The organism is Salicibibacter halophilus (assembly GCF_006740705.1).
GTDB lineage: Bacteria > Bacillota > Bacilli > Bacillales > Marinococcaceae > Salicibibacter > Salicibibacter halophilus.
This window is the reverse complement of record NZ_CP035485.1, coordinates 1,821,279-1,836,091: the sequence shown is the minus strand read 5'-3', so window position 1 is coordinate 1,836,091 and position 14,813 is coordinate 1,821,279. Positions and strand designations below refer to the sequence as shown.

At 46.2% G+C, this 14,813-nt stretch carries 18 protein-coding genes; 12 read left to right on the top strand and 6 right to left on the bottom strand.

The genetic code is table 11. The features are described 5' to 3' along the window. Positions 1-276: 276 nt before the first annotated feature. Entirely contained in the window at positions 277-1,191 is a 915-nt protein-coding gene (htpX, locus tag EPH95_RS08880; RefSeq protein WP_142089217.1) for a protease HtpX, read from the bottom strand. A 66-nt stretch (positions 1,192-1,257) separates the two neighbouring features. Then, positions 1,258-2,589: a sodium-dependent transporter gene (locus EPH95_RS08875; protein WP_142089215.1), complete on the bottom strand. Its 1,332-nt coding sequence runs from the start codon at positions 2,587-2,589 to the stop codon at positions 1,258-1,260. A 258-nt stretch (positions 2,590-2,847) separates the two neighbouring features. Between EPH95_RS08875 and yugI the strand changes: the two genes are divergently transcribed. Beyond that, positions 2,848-3,252 carry a S1 domain-containing post-transcriptional regulator GSP13 gene (gene yugI / locus EPH95_RS08870; RefSeq protein WP_142089213.1) on the top strand — a complete coding sequence of 135 codons (405 nt, stop codon included), beginning with the start codon at positions 2,848-2,850 and terminating at the stop codon, positions 3,250-3,252. A gap of 63 nt (positions 3,253-3,315) precedes the next feature. On the opposite strand, the gene EPH95_RS08865 is transcribed toward yugI, so the two are convergent. Then, on the bottom strand, positions 3,316-3,543 hold the full coding sequence (locus tag EPH95_RS08865) for a DUF378 domain-containing protein (protein ID WP_142089212.1): 228 nt from the start codon (positions 3,541-3,543) through the stop codon (positions 3,316-3,318). Between the two features lie 103 nt (positions 3,544-3,646). Here EPH95_RS08865 and EPH95_RS08860 point away from each other — a divergent pair, with 103 nt between their 5' ends. From EPH95_RS08860 to EPH95_RS19070, 3 genes are all read left to right on the top strand, one after another. After that, the gene (locus EPH95_RS08860; protein ID WP_142089210.1) at positions 3,647-5,008 is read left to right on the top strand and encodes a glucose-6-phosphate isomerase; all 1,362 of its coding nucleotides are present in this window, start codon (positions 3,647-3,649) and stop codon (positions 5,006-5,008) included. A 156-nt stretch (positions 5,009-5,164) separates the two neighbouring features. Next, on the top strand, positions 5,165-5,566 hold the full coding sequence (locus tag EPH95_RS08855) for a YugN family protein (RefSeq protein WP_142089208.1): 402 nt from the start codon (positions 5,165-5,167) through the stop codon (positions 5,564-5,566). Between the two features lie 48 nt (positions 5,567-5,614). Next, positions 5,615-5,770, top strand: coding sequence for a hypothetical protein (locus EPH95_RS19070; RefSeq protein ID WP_193557012.1), 156 nt, complete (start codon positions 5,615-5,617; stop codon positions 5,768-5,770). 30 nt (positions 5,771-5,800) lie between these two features. On the opposite strand, the gene EPH95_RS08850 is transcribed toward EPH95_RS19070, so the two are convergent. From EPH95_RS08850 to EPH95_RS08840, 3 genes are read right to left on the bottom strand one after another with little or no spacing between them, the layout of a single operon-like run. Beyond that, positions 5,801-6,607: a M15 family metallopeptidase gene (locus tag EPH95_RS08850; RefSeq protein WP_227004108.1), complete on the bottom strand. Its 807-nt coding sequence runs from the start codon at positions 6,605-6,607 to the stop codon at positions 5,801-5,803. 13 nt (positions 6,608-6,620) lie between these two features. Then, a complete protein-coding gene (locus tag EPH95_RS08845) occupies positions 6,621-7,040 on the bottom strand; it encodes a disulfide oxidoreductase (protein WP_142089206.1) in 420 nt (139 codons plus the stop codon). Continuing rightward, positions 7,037-7,726, bottom strand: coding sequence for a thioredoxin domain-containing protein (locus EPH95_RS08840; protein WP_160141697.1), 690 nt, complete (start codon positions 7,724-7,726; stop codon positions 7,037-7,039). Before EPH95_RS08840 ends, EPH95_RS08845 begins: the two co-directional genes overlap by 4 nt. Positions 7,727-7,954: 228 nt before the next feature. Here EPH95_RS08840 and EPH95_RS08835 point away from each other — a divergent pair, with 228 nt between their 5' ends. The 8 genes from EPH95_RS08835 (at position 7,955) to EPH95_RS08800 (ending at position 14,693) form a co-directional block, all read left to right on the top strand. Then, positions 7,955-8,353: a Fur family transcriptional regulator gene (locus EPH95_RS08835; protein ID WP_142089202.1), complete on the top strand. Its 399-nt coding sequence runs from the start codon at positions 7,955-7,957 to the stop codon at positions 8,351-8,353. A gap of 73 nt (positions 8,354-8,426) precedes the next feature. Next, positions 8,427-9,908: a catalase gene (locus EPH95_RS08830; protein WP_142089200.1), complete on the top strand. Its 1,482-nt coding sequence runs from the start codon at positions 8,427-8,429 to the stop codon at positions 9,906-9,908. A gap of 175 nt (positions 9,909-10,083) precedes the next feature. Beyond that, entirely contained in the window at positions 10,084-10,509 is a 426-nt protein-coding gene (locus EPH95_RS08825) for a hypothetical protein (protein WP_142089198.1), read from the top strand. Positions 10,510-10,773: 264 nt separating this feature from the next. After that, on the top strand, positions 10,774-11,550 hold the full coding sequence (locus EPH95_RS08820) for an SDR family oxidoreductase (RefSeq protein WP_142091553.1): 777 nt from the start codon (positions 10,774-10,776) through the stop codon (positions 11,548-11,550). 9 nt (positions 11,551-11,559) lie between these two features. Beyond that, positions 11,560-12,126 (top strand): TetR/AcrR family transcriptional regulator, encoded by a 567-nt coding sequence (locus tag EPH95_RS08815; protein ID WP_319592833.1) that lies wholly within the window; start codon positions 11,560-11,562, stop codon positions 12,124-12,126. Between the two features lie 22 nt (positions 12,127-12,148). Beyond that, positions 12,149-12,907: an SDR family NAD(P)-dependent oxidoreductase gene (locus EPH95_RS08810; protein WP_142089195.1), complete on the top strand. Its 759-nt coding sequence runs from the start codon at positions 12,149-12,151 to the stop codon at positions 12,905-12,907. 17 nt (positions 12,908-12,924) lie between these two features. Then, positions 12,925-13,710: an enoyl-CoA hydratase/isomerase family protein gene (locus EPH95_RS08805; RefSeq protein ID WP_142089193.1), complete on the top strand. Its 786-nt coding sequence runs from the start codon at positions 12,925-12,927 to the stop codon at positions 13,708-13,710. A gap of 8 nt (positions 13,711-13,718) precedes the next feature. Then, positions 13,719-14,693 carry a quinone oxidoreductase family protein gene (locus EPH95_RS08800; protein ID WP_142089191.1) on the top strand — a complete coding sequence of 325 codons (975 nt, stop codon included), beginning with the start codon at positions 13,719-13,721 and terminating at the stop codon, positions 14,691-14,693. The last annotated feature ends 120 nt before the right edge of the window (positions 14,694-14,813 follow it).

The window sequence follows — 14,813 nt, the reverse complement described above, 5'->3', positions numbered from 1 at the left end:
CGGCGGATCGATCGTCTTTTGAGGTACAAAATTCCATGTATTGTACCTTTCGAGACGTGGCGAACGCTTTTTGAGGGTCAAAAACGCTTTTATTGTACCTTTCGAAACGGATCGGCTTCCTTTTGAGGGATAATTTCTTCTTTAATACCGCTGGGTGAAGAATTGGAAACCTGGAAAGCATCATTTTTATGTCCGCATTATAAACATAAAGAGGGGATGGACACTAAAAAGCAGCGATTTGCATCGCTGCCAATTCATGTCCTTTTAAACAATGTTTTACGACTGTTCCAATCGCTCGATCCGATCCTGCAGATCCGGGTGGGTAGAAAACAATTGAGCAAAGCTTCTTTTCCCATTAATTTTCATCGTCTGCAGTGCTGAATCATCCGTATGATCATCGACTTGTGCACGGTTTGCATAGTTTTGCAGCGACCGAAGGGCATGGGTCATTTTATCTTTGCCCGCAAAATCGGCTCCGCCCCGGTCCGCGTGAAATTCTCGGTGGCGAGAATATGCATTGACGACAAGGCTTCCGAGAATCGAGAAGAGGATTTGCAAAATGATGATGGCAGCCAACTGAACGATAAACTGTAGCTCCGGACGTACAAATCGCGATAAAATAATCGCGGCCACCCGGGATAAAAAGATGACGAATGTATTAACGATGCCTTGCAGCAAGGTCATCGTTACCATATCCCCGTTGTCCACGTGGGCAACTTCGTGGGCAATAACCCCTTCCACGGCATCTTCATCCATTTCTTGCAATAATCCGGAGGATACTGCAACGAGGGACCGTTTTTTCGACGGACCGGTCGCGAAAGCATTTACTTCTTTTGATTGATAAACCCCAACCTCAGGCATATGAACAAGCCCCGCGGCTCTCGCCATTCGATGTACTTTTTCAACGATGGCACGTTCCGCCCGGTTCAGGTTTTTTTCAGGGTCCAATACTTTTACGCGCATCATTTTTTTCGCGACCCAACGTGAAATGGCCAAGGAGAACAATGAACCGCCAAAACCGAGCAATAAACTAAAAATCAATAAGGAGAGCACATTTATTCCCAAAACGCCGTCGCTGGACTGAAAAGAGCCATCGATATTCGTAAACGTTGTAATCAACGACCAAGCGATGGCCACCGTCGTCAGGACGAGTATATTCGTTAAAATAAAAAGTCCGAGTCTTTTCCCCACTGTCTTACGACACCTCCGTTCGTTTTCCAAATACCATTATACCATGTTAAACGCTGGAATGGGCATTTAAATCATGGAGATAAAAACAACCAAAATGGCTATCGGCACGATATAACGACTTGTAAATAACCAAGTGTTAAAAAATCCAATTCCTCTGTTACTTCCACGCAGCATTTCTTCCTGCAAATCTTCTTTGCGAACTCTCCAGGAAACAAATACCGAGATGAGAAACGCGCCGGTAGGCAGTAAAATATTGCTGACCAGGTAATCGACTTGATTAAAAAAGATGTCCCCAAACACGTCCCAATCTGCAAGAACGCCAAAAGAAAGATTCGACGGAATTCCCATTGCAAAAATGAGCAACCCGACAATCCATGTCATTTTAACACGCTTTTCCTCTTTGCCTCGAATCAAAGGTTTGACGATGATTTCCACGAGGGAAAAAGCAGACGTCAATGTGGCAAACAGCATTAAAATCATAAAGAGTGTGAAAAAGAGAGACCCGAAAGCCATTTCCCCGAATACTGCCGGTAAAATGGTGAAGATTAGTTCCGGCCCTTCGTCCGGCTGCAAATCAAACGCGAATACGCCCGGAAAGATTACGAGTCCAGCCATAAAAGCGATGAGAATCGTGAGCAACACCACCGACCAGGCGGACCGCGGCAGGTTTTCACTTTTACCTAAATAAGAACTGTAGGTTACCATGACAGAAACGCCGAGGCTAAGAGAAAAGAATGCTTGGCCAAGGGCTGTAAGCAGCGTTTCGCCGGTCACGGCTGATAAGTCAGGTTGCAAAAAGAAAACGACGCCTTCCCAAGCACCGTCAAGCGTGAGGGAGCGAACGACGAGCACGGCGAAAAGAATAAACAACGCCGGCATCATGTAAACGCTGGCTTTTTCAATTCCTTTTCGAACCCCTTGTTGAACGACGAGAATCGTCATAATCATAAAGGCAAGGTGGGCTATGCCCACTTCCCAAGGGTTGGCGGTAATTGTTTCGAATAGGGCTGTGTAATCTCCGTCAGGAGGATTGGTCACTTGACCGCCAAAACTTCGCACCAGGTAAGCGATGATCCAACCTCCGACAACGCTATAAAAAGATAAGAGCAAGAAGGCTGCAACCATCCCCAAAATCCCGATCCATTGCCATTGACCTTTGGGAGCAACGTGCTTATAGGCGCGAATCGCCCCTTCCTGTGTATGCCGGCCGAGTACGAATTCGGCAAGCAGCAATGCCGTTCCCACTGTCAACAAAAGCACAAGAAAGATGAGGAAAAAAGCACCGCCGCCCTCTGTGCCCGCGACATAGGGAAGACGCCAAACGGTTCCTAACCCAATAGCCGATCCTGCTGCAGCTAAAATAAATCCAATACGTGATGTCCAACGATCTGTGGCCATCTTATCTGAACAGCTCCTTTCTTAAATAAATCAGTTAAGTACACATTATTTAGACGAAGAAAGGATGTCAAGCTTTCTTCTGTGATTTGTTCTGCTGGTGATAACGTTACAGCATCCATAACTTGTTGCGGTGATATCGAGGGCGGAGCAAAGTCGGGATCATGCAGAATTACCACTCTAGATCTTGAAGTTTTCTTTGCCTGAAAGGTGAACATGTGGTATGATTTATGCGTTAATAAATGTTTAGGGGATGTTTGAATGTCTGTAGCAGAGTACGAAGTTGGCAGCATTGTAGAGGGCAAAGTGACGGGTGTTAAACCATTCGGAGCTTTTGTTGCGCTTGATGATAAAAACCAAGGACTTGTTCATATTTCCGAAGTAGCCCATGGTTACGTGAAAGATATTAATGATGTGCTTGCCGTCGGAGAGGAAGTTAAAGTGAAGGTAAAGTCCGTAGATTCTGATTCCGGGAAGATTTCCCTGTCCATACGCGCCACCCAACCCGCACCGGAAAGCGGCGAAGCTCGACGCGGCGGCGGACGTGGACCGAAAAAGCAAGAAAACAAAAATCAAGGATTTAACACCTTGGAAGATAAACTCAAAGATTGGTTGAAAGAGTCCAATGAAATTCATGCCGATCTTAACAAACGTGCACGTAAATGATGCTTCCAACCAGAAAATAAATTAGACCCGGACATCAATAGCGTCCGGGTTTTTTCATGGGGATCACCTTTGTGGTTCGGGACTTTGCTGCGTTTGTTCTTGAGGGAGAAAAAGAAGGGAAATACAATAGAGCCCGGCGAGCCCGACGATGGCGTAGATGACTCGTGCAAACACCGCGCCTTGGCCGCCGAAAATCGCTGCAACTAAGTCGAAACCAAAGAATCCGATCAAACCCCAGTTAACCGCGCCAATAATTGCTATAATGAGAGCCGTGCGTTGTAAGCCGCTCATTTTTTCACCTCCCTAACATGTACCTGTTGGTAGTATGAGGGAGGGAGGTTTGTATTATGTATGAAGAAACAAGAAATATTTTGTTCAGGAGGGAGAATTTTTAATGTCATCACCTGTGTCACTGAATTTAAATTATATTGCGCCGTTTGTGGCTGATCATGAATGGGACCAGCTACGGCCAGCGGTTTCTGAAGCGCACCGGCGTTTACATACAGGAAATGGCGCGGGAGCGGATTTTCTCGGATGGATGGATTTACCTGACAAGGGAGACCATGAGGAGCTTGAGCGGATCGAAAAAACGGCCGCAGGCATTTGTGAACATGCAGATGTGTTTATTGTCATCGGCATCGGAGGTTCATCTCTGGGAGCGAAAGCCGTGATATCAGGCTTAAGCCATTCTTTTCATTCTTTTTTGCAACCGAAAAAGAAAAACGGCCCGGATATTCTTTTCCTCGGAGAGCATTTTGGATCTGACTATACGGCTGAACTTCTTGAGGCGCTGGCAGGCAAAAATGTCTACGTAAACGTCATATCCAAATCGGGAACGACGACGGAACCTGCGATTGCGTTCCGCATTGTGAAAACGTGGATGGAAAAAACGTATGGGAAAGGAGAAGCCAAAAAACGAATCATCGCTACAACCGACCGGGAAAAAGGCGCGCTTAAAACGATGGCAAATGCAGAAGGATATGAAACGTTCGTCGTTCCCGACGATGTAGGCGGGCGCTACTCCGTGCTTACACCGGTAGGTTTACTCCCGATTGCTGTGGGAGGTATATCGATCCGTGATCTGCTCGCGGGTGCGCGGGAAGCGAGCTATGAATACACCGAAGAGCGTTTAAGCCATAATCAGGCTTATCAATATGCAGCTTTTCGCTATCTCATGTACCAAAAAGGAAAACAAATTGAATTGTTGTCCACCTACGAGCCGAAACTTACGGATTTCTCTGGGTGGTGGAAACAGTTGTACGGCGAAAGTGAAGGGAAAGACGGCAAAGGACTTTTTCCTGCTTCGGTAGCCTTCACGTCCGATCTTCATTCGATGGGCCAATACGTTCAGGAAGGTCGTCGTCATTTATTCGAGACTGTCTTATATATTGGAAAAAGCCGGAATAAAATACAAATTCCCCGATCGGATGGCGACGAAGACGGACTCGATTTTCTTGCCGGCGAGCATCTTGATGCCATCAATAAAAAAGCATATCAAGGGACGATGCTGGCGCATACGGACGGATCAGTGCCTAATCTGATACTTGAAATGGAACAGTTGAATGCTTTCTCAATGGGTGCGTTGATTTATTTTTTTGAAAAAGCATGTGCTTTAAGCGGCTATTTGCTTGGTGTAAATCCGTTTGATCAACCGGGAGTGGAGAGCTATAAGCAGAATATGTATGCCCTTTTGGGCAAACCTGGTCACGCTAAACGCCGCATCGAGTTGGAAGAACGCTTGAACGAATGGGAGTAGCCAAAAATGGTGGAAATTGCCTCTTATGATTTGCATGAAATCAGTATTTCGAGAGATAGTAACGAAAGGTGCGGAGGAGTCTTAGGTGTGCGTTTCTCTTTTCTGTTCACTTAGCCCTTCCGCGAAATGCGAAATGTTTCATAGGAGGCCGTGGTTATGTTGGAATTGCGATCACAAATCAGCGGCTCACAAATGCCATTGAAAGATTTGGAGCAAAAGTTGGAACCGCTCGGTTTTACGTTTGGGGGCGGATGGGATTACGATCGCGCGTACATGGATTATCAAATGGTCGATGACAACGGTTATCATTTTTTGCGTATCCCATTTTCAGCGGCGGTTGGAGGAATAGGCAACGGGAACGCAACGATAGTGTTGGGGACGCCATTCCTATTGTCCCACCGATATCAATCAGGACTTGACCATGAGGGGATTACGGCGTACAGTGCTTTATGGAATCAATTCTCATCATCAGAAGAAAAAGATGCCTACATTGAGCAGGTGTACATCCGAGAAGGGGTTATGCTTGTCCGGGAATTGGAACAAGTCTTATTAACATAGAAGAAGGCCGCTTTAGCGCGGCCTCTGAAGGAAAAATGGGAGGGGAAAATGCAAGCCATTTGGTTTGGGCTTGCCATCTTTGTTGGATGGCTTATAATCGATTGGTCCAAAGAAAAAAGCATTAGCCGTGAACAAGTGCTGCATTCTGTCGTTGCCGGTATAATCGGTGGGGCGGGCTGGGCATTGATTGAGTGGATTTTTTAAAGAGTGTTGTTCGCGAAGGCAGCACTTTTTTTAAATTTTACCGGCGTGTTCGAAAAATTCTTCGAGTGTAATGTCATGTTCGTAAATAATTTCTGCAGCTTCCTCGCCGACATACCGCAGGTGCCAAGGTTCGTAGGAGATCTCCGTTATCTCTTCGCCGTCCTTCGGGTAGCGGATGATAAACCCGTGTTCATGGGCATGTTCGGCAACCCACTCTCCTTCTTTAGTCTCGGCAAATGAAGTGCTTAATTCAAAATTGTTGCTTTCGCTGGAAATATCCATCGCCAATCCGGTTTGGTGTTCGCTGTTACCGGGAGTGGCAATCGTTTCATTTGCTTCCTCCTCGCTGCTTTCGGCTGCAGCATTTGTAAAAACGGCATCTTGCCGTTCATAGGAGCGGTAGCCGGACACGGCAAAGAGGGCATGCCCGTCTTCTTCCGCGTCATCGAATAAATTTTCCAGTGCATCGGCTGCCGGTTCCCGTAAATACCGTTTTTCCACGTCTTCATCAAAAGAGAAGGTAACATCGGGGGCGGTGAGATCGTCCGGTTCATAGCCTTCCGGCAATGCGTAATCATGATTGACGAGCACTTGAACATTGTCCGGATTTTGAATGGTTTCCACCCCGTCTACCGTCTCGGTCTCGTTGAATCGTTCCTCTTCGATAACCCATGGATCATCGTCATCTTCTTCGGTGTTATTTTCTTCCGTATTTTCACCGTTTGTATTTTCTTCTTCTGCGGAATGATCCGTTTGCCGGTTTTCTTGCGTCTCTTGGCAAGCACTTAACAGGAGGAGTGCTGTCGTGCCGAGCAGTGTCATTCTCCTATATTTCAAAGCGCTCCCACCTTTATTTTTCTTTGGATGATTGGCGTACGAACAATAGGCAGATGGTAATAAGCAGGAAAGCGATAAGGGCTAAAAACGGAATGGTCATAAACCCAAACCAGTTAATGTACTCGGCGCTGCAAGGCCCCCCGTCGGCGCATTGTGTTGCACCGCCAAACGCCGGGATTTTTTGTTCTGCATAATGAAGAGCTGCCAGGACAGCGCCAATAATGGAAAAAGGCATTGCATACAAACGAATGCCGAAATCAGATCGGAAGGTCGCGATCCCAAGAATCACCGCGAGCGGGTACATGGCTATCCGCTGATACCAGCACATTTCACAGGGAACAAAACCCGCGACCTCACTGAAATATAAGCTTCCAAACGTTGAAATCAAGGCCAGCACCCAAGCGGCATATAAGAAGAGGCTTTGCCGAGTCATGAGCTGGCAGCCGTCAATTCTTCGTCGATGGCTTCTTGGATGGCGTCATAATCAAAAGGATCGTCAATGACTTGGTCGTTGACCATGATCGTAGGTGTCGATTGTACGTTGAATTCCTCGATCACTTCCTGGTCGTGTTCAATGCTGGGCATAGCTTCCTGATTATCGATGGCTTCCTCCAGCTCCTCTTGATCTACATCTGGAGCATGCTCTTCCGCTAAATCCAGAAGAAGGTCTGTCGTCACCTGTGACCCTTGTTGCGAGGCTTGTTGCATAAGGGCATGGTGATAGGTCCAAAATTGATCCGGGGCTTCATTATAAACAGTCTGTGCAGACAAGGATGCCAGTAAGGATTCCTCGCCAAAGCCAATGTAATTATAATAAGACAAAGAAGCATCGCCGTTATCTACATAATCATCATACAGTTGTGGCACAATCTCCCGGTCCCAAGTTCCGCATCCGGGGCACTTATAGTCGCCGAATTCAACGATGGAAACGGGGGCATTTTCATCTCCCGTGGTAGGAACATCTTCAATTGGCGGCGAATCGCCGACAGCCGTAGTATTTCCGCCACTATTTACGACGAACAAAAGCGCTCCCAAGACAATTACAAGGGCCAGCGTAATGACGACAAGTGTTTTGATCGGGGCTTTTTTGTTTGTATTTTTTCTTTTTGTTTGAGCCACTTTCTTCACCTCTGAAGTCTTTTTTCTATGATAACACTATCACACTTATTGTGTTTAAATCGATGATGACAATTTCATGGATATGGAAGCTAGGGGCATCAATCCGGGGGTTAACCACGGAGCATTAGTTTTTTGCCGTTATTTTTATAAACCCGAAAATATCAAAACCGAATGTCTTGACATAAATTTAGACTAAGTATAAATTAGTAGATGTGAGGGGTGAATCACATGCCGGCCAAAGCTTACCATACACCCCAAAGACAAGCTGTTTATGAAGTTATTTGGGAGTCGGGGGATCACCCGACAGCGGTTGAAATTATGGATCGGCTTCGGAATCGAGGCCAAAATTTTGCTTACGGCACCATCTATAATTCGCTTCGTTACTTAGTAGATGCGGAATACATTTTGGAATTAAAATTGGGAGATAACGCCAGCCGCTATGACGCAAATGTCGATGACCACCATCACATTACATGCAAGAAATGCGGGAAAATCGACGAGATTTATGCGGATCTTCCGAAAGAATGGCTCGGCACTGTTGCTCAAGAAACGAACTATACCGTTGACGAACCCGTTAACTTCCATCATGTTGTGTTAAAGGGGGTGTGTGCGAACTGTCAAAGTTAATGAATGGCAGTAAGCATTCAATTTAACATACGGCTTGTTTTTATAAAAAATTCTCTTGGAGGTGCGCTTTTTAATGAGCGAAAATGAAAACAAAAACAATGAAAAAAGGAAACTGACAACGGCGTTTGGGAATCCGATTCCCGACAACCAGAATGTCATGACAGCAGGCCCGCGTGGTCCGATGCTTATGCAAGACTTTTGGTTCCTGGAAAAAATGGCCAACTTTGACCGGGAAGTCATTCCGGAGCGGCGAATGCACGCAAAAGGTTCCGGCGCGTACGGAACGTTCACGGTCACCAATGATGTAACAAAATACACAAGAGCGGATATTTTCTCTGAGGTCGGCAAGCAAACCGATATGTTCGCTCGCTTTTCCACGGTTGCCGGGGAACGCGGGGCCGCAGATGATGAGCGGGACATTCGTGGATTTGCTTTGAAATTTTATACCGATGAAGGGAACTGGGACCTTGTCGGTAATAACACTCCTGTGTTCTTCCACAGAGACCCAATAAAATTCCCGGACTTAAACCACGCGGTCAAACGTGACCCATACACAAATCAGCGCAGTGATCAGAACAAATGGGATTTCTGGAGCTCGTTGCCCGAAGCGCTTCATCAAGTTACGATCGTCATGAGTGATCGTGGCGTTCCGAAATCATACCGCCATATGCATGGATTTGGAAGCCATGCGTACAGTTTGATCAATGCTGATAACGAACGGGTTTGGGTGAAGTTCCACTTCAAATCCCAACAAGGCATTGAGAACTTAACCGACCAAGAAGCGGAAGAAACCATTGGTAAAGATCGCGAAAGCAACCAAAAAGATCTATTGGAGAGCATCGAAAACGGAGACTATCCAAAATGGAAGATGTACATCCAAGTGATGACGGAAGAAGAAGCCAAAAACATGCCGTACAACCCTTTTGACCTCACAAAAGTATGGTATAAAAAAGACTTTCCACTGATTGAAGTAGGGGAATTTGTCCTCAACCAAAATCCGGCAAACTACTTCGCGGAAGTGGAGCAAGCGGCCTTCGCCCCGACAAATATCGTGCCGGGAATTGGTTATTCGCCGGATAAGATGCTACAGGGGCGGTTGTTCTCCTATGGGGATGCGCAGCGGTACCGTTTAGGCGTAAACCACCATCAAGTCCCGGTTAACGCGCCGAAATGCCCGGCCCACAGTTATCATCGCGATGGTGCCATGCGCGTGGATGGCAACCACGGAAGCACCATTGGTTATAACCCGAACAGTTACGGTGAATGGGAGGAAACGCCCGAGCGAAAAGAAGGGCCTTTGGAAATCGACGGGGACGCATACGCATACAACTTCCGGGAGGATGACGACAACTATTACGAACAACCCGGCAAACTGTTCAATCTAATGAGCGATGAGCAAAAAGAAAGATTGTTTGCCAACACGGCCCGCGATATTTCAGACGCGCCTGAATTCATTAAGCTCCGGCACATCGAGAACTGCTACAAAGCCGACCCTGGTTATGGTGAAGGCGTAGCTAAAGCATGTGGCATTTCCATGAGCAAAGTGAATGTTTAATAGTCTTTGAAACTGGGAAACCTTCGTTAAATCTACTTGATTTGACGGGGGTTTTCTCTTTTCGTGTAATCATAATATAGGGTGTTCATTATTTGTATCTGTAGAGAAATTACAGTTGACACAGAATATTTGTTCGTGTAAACTAGAGTTATATTTAAAGGAAAGGGGGATAACGATGAGCGAAGAATTAAAACAAATTTTGTCGAAATTGGATGAGATGGGTCGAGATGTTAACGAGTTAAAATCAGGCCAAACTCGCATGGAAGAAAGAATGACTTCCATGGATGGAAGAATCGAGTCAATGGATAGAAGAATCGAATCTATGGATGAAAAAATTGTGTCAATGGATGGAAGAATCACTTCAATGGATGAGAGAATGAATAGAATGGATGAAAACATCGAAGAATTGAAAACCGGCCAAAAGGTGTTGACGGATGGGCAGAGAGGGCTCCGGACAGAAATTAATACCCGGTTTAATGAGACAAAGGAACGATTTGATTTTGTTGACCGACAGCTACGCTTGTTGGATGTTGACTTCTCGGGAATTGAAGAAAAAATGAAACACCATGATCGGGACATCCACCGCTTGAAAAATTTATAGGCTAAATGCTCTTTTCATCAAAGCTAATGCTTTGCTTGTTAACCAGATTCTTCTTTCAACTACTTTGACACGAGCAAAGCCCTTTTTGTTTTGATACAAAGAAAATTTTATTTAACAGAACGAAATCTATGATACAATGTATACATACTAAATGGTTAGTATTCAGGAGGGTTCCTTTCTTCCGGTAATGTTCAGAATTTTTATAACTGAATATTATCGTAAGTGTGGTGCGATTAAGAAAACAGTAACGGGGAGGTTACCATGATGAGTGTATTGGATCTTTTTGATATCAAAGGAAAAACAGCCATTGTCACGGGCGGCGGCCGGGGGCTCGGCGCACAGTTTGCGGAAACAATGGCAGAATCCGGAGCTAATGTCGTGCTTTGCTCACGCAGACTGGAAAACTGTGAAGACGTAGCCAAACAGCTAAAAAAGGAATATGGAATAGAGACGCTTGCCTTGCAATGCGATGTGACCGATCAAGAAGATGTGAACAACCTTGTCGCGAGGACACAGGAGAAGTTTGATTCCATCGATATACTTATCAACAACAGCGGGGCCACATGGGGAGCGCCAGTTGCCGATCTTCCCCTGGATGCGTGGAAAAAAGTGATCGATGTCAACATCACAGGCACCTTTCTCATGAGCCAGGCGGTCGGCAGAGTCATGATCGAGCAAGGGGGCGGGAGAATTATTAACATTTCCTCGGTTGCGGCACTGAAAAACTCGATGCCGGAAATGATGGACACCATTCCGTACAACACGAGCAAAGGTGCGATTATCAACTTTACGAAAGATTTAGCCGTAAAATGGGGGCGTTACAATATTAACGTTAATGCCATTGCGCCGGGTTGGTTTAAGACAAAAATGTCAAAAGACCTGATGGAGAAAAACAGTCAAGCAATGCTGGCATTCACGCCGCTTCAACGTTTTGGCAGCGATGATGATCTGAAAGGAGCCACCCTTTTTCTTGCGTCTAACGCTTCAAAATATATCACCGGAGATGTCGTTGTTGTTGACGGAGGGACGAACTTAATGTAATGAGGGCTGATGATGAAACAAGAAATAAAAAAAGAGAGCATCCAATTATTTTGGAAAAAAGGATTTAAAGAAACGTCCATTCAGGACATCGTTCGATCGCTGGATGTGACGAAAGGAACGTTTTATTACTATTTTTCCAGTAAAGAAGAATTGTTAACCGAAATCCATTATGAATACATCGATGATTTGGTTCGAAATATCGAAGAACTTTCCTATGATGAAACAAAAAAGAATCGGGATAAACTCGTTGGTGTCGTTTATTTAATGGTAATGAAAATAAAAATGCAGCGCTCCAGCGCCAATATTCTTTTTCGGGAAATGCGTCACTTGGGTGCTGATAGTTACACCGAAATCGCCCGCAAGCGTAATCAAGTAAGGGAACGGGTCGAGGAGATTGTCCGGGAGGGGATGAAAACAAAAGAATTCCGTAATGATCTGAATCCACCTATGGTTACGCTCGCGATTCTCGGTGTCGTTAATTGGAGCTATCAATGGTTTAATCCTGAAGGGGAGTACAGTGATGAAGAAGTTGCAGGCATTTTCGTCGATATGATCTTGCATGGCATTCAAACTTGAGAGAGATACGGAGGAGGGCGCAATGAGGTTTAGAGATATGACCGCCTTGATTACGGGCGCGGGGAGCGGAATCGGAAAAGAAACAGCCATACGGCTTGCCAATGAAGGGGCAAATGTTATTTTAGTCGGCCGAACAAAAGAAAAATTGCAGAAAGTGGCAGCGGAAGTGCCGGGGTCGGAGATTTTTCCCGCCGATATGATAAAAAAAGAAGACGTGGAAAAGCTAGCCGCTTTTGCAGAAGATCGATTTGAAAGGTTAGATGTGTTAATTAACGGCGTGGGCGGATCCAGCCATTCCCCGATCATGGATACTTCAGAGGAAGATTGGGACGCGATGCAAGACGTGAATCTCAAAAGCATATTTCTTCCGTCAAAAACACTTGGTGCTTTAATGATTCAACAAGCGGAAAAAGAAAGCGGGCCCAGCCCGCGTTCGATTGTCAATGTCGCTTCGCTATCCGGCCATAAAGCGGGAGCGCAGATCCCCCATTACAGCGCTGCGAAGGCGGGTGCCCTTAATTTTACGAAAGCGCTTGCCCTTGAACTTGCACCTTACGGCATTCGGGTCAATTCCGTATCTCCGGGATTTGTAGAAACGCCATTGACGGAAGATGCTTTGACAAATGAACGGTTTTCCAAGGCAATCGAGCGAAATACGACACTAAAACGCGTAGGGCAATCAGAAGAAATAGCCAATGTGATTGCGTTTGTCGCTTCCCGCGAAGCATCGTATATGGTCGGCTCTGATGTTCTCGTAGATGGCGGATGGCTTATAAAATAACAGAAAGGGAGAGGTAGATGAGCACGTCAGACTTACAACAAAATGTACAGGATTCGGTGCTAACGTTAACATTAAACCGCCCGGATCGGTTGAATGCCTTTAGCGGAGAGATGATTGAGCAGTTAACAAAGGCGGTAAAAGAAGCTGAAACAGATGATAATGTTCGTGTTATTGTTCTTGCCGGTGCCGGCCGGTCGTTTAGCGCCGGTGGGGATGTGAAATCGATGGATTCCCGTTCGGCTTCTGCTCAGGACATGTATGCCCATCTCGGAAGGATGAACGATTGTATTTTGGCGATCAAGTCTTCGCCTAAACCTGTGATTGCGGCTGTGCATGGTTTCGCGGCCGGGGCAGGATTCAACTTGGCACTTGCCTGTGATTTAATCGTGGCGGCCGACGATAGCAAGTTTGCCCTCAGTTTCTCCAAAGTGGGATTGATTTCGGACGCCGGCGGGTCTTATTTTTTACCGAGATTGATTGGCCCTCATCTTGCCAAGCAGTTTTTCTTTAGCGGTGAATCGATATCGGCCAAAAAATTGTATGAGCTTGGGGTTATCAACGAACTATATTCGATTGATAAATTGCAGGAAGAGACAATGAAACTGGCGACGTCACTGGCAGCTGGGCCTGGTGTCGCTCATGGAATGATGAAAAAGCTCATCGATCATGCCATGACAGCCTCCCTTGATGAAATGTTGGAACAAGAACGCATCACGCAAACGATGATGATGACGACAGAAGATCATCAAGAAGGTGTGGCAGCTTTTAAGGAAAAACGAAATCCAGAATTTAAAGGAAAATAGGTGATAAAATGAAAGCGATTCAATTTTCAACCTTTGGCGGACCGGATGTATTGGAAACCGTAAACGTAGACGTTCCAAAACCGAATGAGCAGGAAGCATTAATTGAAGTTCACCGTGTCGGTGTCAATTATGCAGATACCGCACGGCGGCGGGGACAATATGTCGTTCCAACGCCCCTTCCTTTTATACCCGGGGCTGAAGTCGCGGGAGTCGTAAAAGAAGTCGGAGCGGGAGTAAAGAATGTAGAACCGGGTACACGAGTGGTAACGTTGACCGGTTCAGGCGGATATGCCGAGTATGTAGCGGCTGATGCGCGCGGATTGATTCCGATCGGAGACGCATTGGATCTCTCGACCGCCGCGGCCTTGCCACTTCAAGGATTGAGTGCCTATCATGTGTTGAAAACAATGGGGCAATTGGCAGAAGGGGAGACGGTGCTCGTTCATGCAGCGGCCGGTGGAGTCGGCAGCATCGCTGTACAACTGGCCAAACTGCATGGCGCCGCCAAAGTGATTGCGACGGCAAGTACGGAGGAAAAATTGACGGACGCCAAGCGAATGGGTGCTGATATCGGCATCAATTACACACAAGAAGGTTGGGAAAAAGAAGTCCTGGAGGCAACCGGCGGCAAAGGCGTGGACATCGCCTTGGAGATGGCCGGCGGGGACATTTTCGAGAAAACACTTCGAGTGCTCGGTTCCTTTGGACGGCTCATTATTTTCGGTTCCGCGAGTGGTGAGCCAAGCAAATTTAACGCGATGCGGCTCATGGAAAAAAATCAATCCGTCATCGGTTTCTTTTTACCGCAAATTATGCGAAAACCTGAGTTGATGCAATCAAGCCTGGAAACGTTGTTTGCCCATTTGCAAAAAGGCGAGTTAGAGTTACAGATCGGTCATTCGTTCTCGCTCGAGGATGCCGCGCACGTCCATGAATTAATGGAAGGCAGAAAAACGAAAGGTAAAATTATACTGGAAGTGTAGCCTTAAGAGAAAGTATTCAATCATTTCCGAAAGCCGAGCCCGATTGATGGGGCTTGGCTTTTTTTGGCAGGTAACGCTTGGCGATAAGCCAAGTTTTCTAAGGTTTATTTGACGAACACC